The sequence below is a fragment of the Mesorhizobium sp. M7A.F.Ca.CA.002.04.1.1 genome (genome assembly GCF_004022805.1).
In the GTDB taxonomy this organism is placed as follows: Bacteria; Pseudomonadota; Alphaproteobacteria; order Rhizobiales; family Rhizobiaceae; genus Mesorhizobium; species Mesorhizobium ciceri.
This window is the reverse complement of sequence record NZ_RZPL01000881.1, coordinates 1-2,090: the sequence shown is the minus strand read 5'-3', so window position 1 is coordinate 2,090 and position 2,090 is coordinate 1. Positions and strand designations below refer to the sequence as shown.

The window sequence follows — 2,090 nt, the reverse complement described above, 5'->3', positions numbered from 1 at the left end:
GCTTCTGGACCCGCTGGCGGCATCGCGATCCGGTGAAATTCGCCAGGGAGATCGCATGGCTGCATCGCCAACATGGCGTCGAGCTCATCAATCTTGCCGACGAGAATCCGACGGTCTCGAAGAAAGCCTGGCGGGCCTTCCTCGATGCCCTGATCGCCGAGAACGTGCCGGTGCTGATCGTCGGTTCGACCCGTGCCGACGACATCGTGCGCGATGCCGACATCCTGCATCTCTACCGCAAGGCCGGTGTCATCCGCTGGCTGCTCGGCATGGAAAACACCGACGAGCAGACGCTTCAATTAATCCGCAAGGGCGGCAGCACCTCATCCGATCGCGAGGCGATAAGGCTGCTGCGTCTCAGCGGCATCCTGTCTATGGCGACCTGGGTGTCCGGCTTCGAGGACGAAGGGTTTCGCGACCTGTGGCGCGGCTTTCGCCAACTCATCGCCTACGACCCCGACCAGATCCAGGCGCTTTATGTGACGCCGCATCGCTGGACGCCGTTCTTCCGCATCGCGCGGGATCGCAAGGTGATCCAGCAGGATGCGCGCCTGTGGGACTACAAGCACCAGGTGCTGCAGATGACGCGGCTGAAGCCGTGGATGCTGTTCTTCAGCGTCAAGCTGATCGAGCTGGCGGTGCAATCACGGCCGAAGGCGCTGGCCCGCATCCTGTTCCACAAGGATCCCGAGCAGCGCCATTCGATGCGCTGGTACACACAGATGGGCCGCCGCGTGTGGTTCCGCGAGGTCTGGGGCTTTCTGGTCCGCGACATCAGGGTGAAAGACGGCCCGACGCTGGCCGAATTCTGGGGCGCGCCGCAGGATGCCGAGGAGGAATCGATGTCCGTTCGACGCCCGGCCAGAAAGCCCGCCATTCCCACCATCGACAATATTGAAGATGCCGAGGCGAGAAAGTTAGCCGGCTGACGAGCCCCTCAGGGCACGATCAGCGTGCCGGCGCCATGTTCGGTGAACAGTTCCAGCAGCACCGCATGCGGGGTCTTGCCGTTGAGGATGACAACGCCTTCGACGCCGCGCTCGATCGCTTCGATGCAGGTCTCGACCTTGGGGATCATGCCGCCCGAGACCGTGCCGTCCTTGATCAGCGCCTTGGCCTCGGCCACGGTCAGTTCGTCGATCAGCTTCTTGTTCTTGTCGAGCACACCCGGCACGTCGGTGAGGAATAGCAGGCGCGTCGCCTGGCAGGCGCCGGCAATGGCGCCGGCGAAGGTGTCGGCGTTGATGTTGTAGGTGTGGCCATCGCGTCCCGGCGCCACCGGCGCCAGCACCGGGATCATTTCGGAGCGTGCCAGAAGATCGAGCAAGGTACGGTCGACCTCGACCGGCTCGCCGACGAAGCCGAGATCGAGCACGCGCTCGATGTTGGAGTCCGGATCGATCATGGTCTTGCGGGCCTTTTCGGCGAACACCATGTTGCCGTCCTTGCCGCACAGGCCGATCGCCCATTCGCCCTCGGCGTTGATCAGCGCGACGATCTCCTTGTTGATCGAACCGGCCAGCACCATTTCGACGATCTCGACCGTCTTCTGGTCGGTGACGCGCAGGCCGCCTTCGAACTTGGATTCGATGCCCATCTTGGCCAGCATGGCGCCGATCTGCGGGCCGCCGCCGTGGACGACGATCGGGTTGACGCCGGATTGCTTGAGCAGCGCGATGTCGCGCGCGAAGGCCTTGCCGAGCTCGATGTCGCCCATGGCATGGCCGCCATATTTCACCACGACCGTCTTGTGCTCGTAGCGCTGCATGTAGGGCAGCGCCCGCGACAACAGGGCTGCCTGCATTTCGGCGGTGGCGGTTATTTCCGTCATCGGCTTTTTTCCCTGGAGATCGGTAAGGACGGCGGCGTCTTAGCGGGAATTGGCGCCGCCCGCAAATGGCTTTGCTGTCATATTCGAGCGCTTCACGACCTCGTCATCGTGTCGGCACCATCAGCGGCGCCCTGCGACCCAGCCAACCCGAGATCTTCTCCATCTGCGCGGCGAGCGACAAAAGCGTCTCCTCGTCGCCCGGACGGCCGGCAGCCTGGACGCCGATCGGCAGGCCGGCGTCGGTGACATGGACCGGCAG

The 2,090-nt window shown here is 63.9% G+C and carries 1 protein-coding gene and 1 pseudogene; one reads left to right on the top strand and one right to left on the bottom strand.

From position 1 onward, the window contains the following. Positions 1-929: pseudogene (locus tag ENZ75_RS29875) on the top strand (magnesium-protoporphyrin IX monomethyl ester cyclase); the annotation flags it as partial. 8 nt (positions 930-937) lie between these two features. Here ENZ75_RS29875 and argB read toward each other — a convergent pair. Next, a complete protein-coding gene (argB, locus tag ENZ75_RS29870; RefSeq protein ID WP_013528489.1) occupies positions 938-1,831 on the bottom strand; it encodes an acetylglutamate kinase in 894 nt (297 codons plus the stop codon). Between the last annotated feature and the right edge of the window lie 259 nt (positions 1,832-2,090).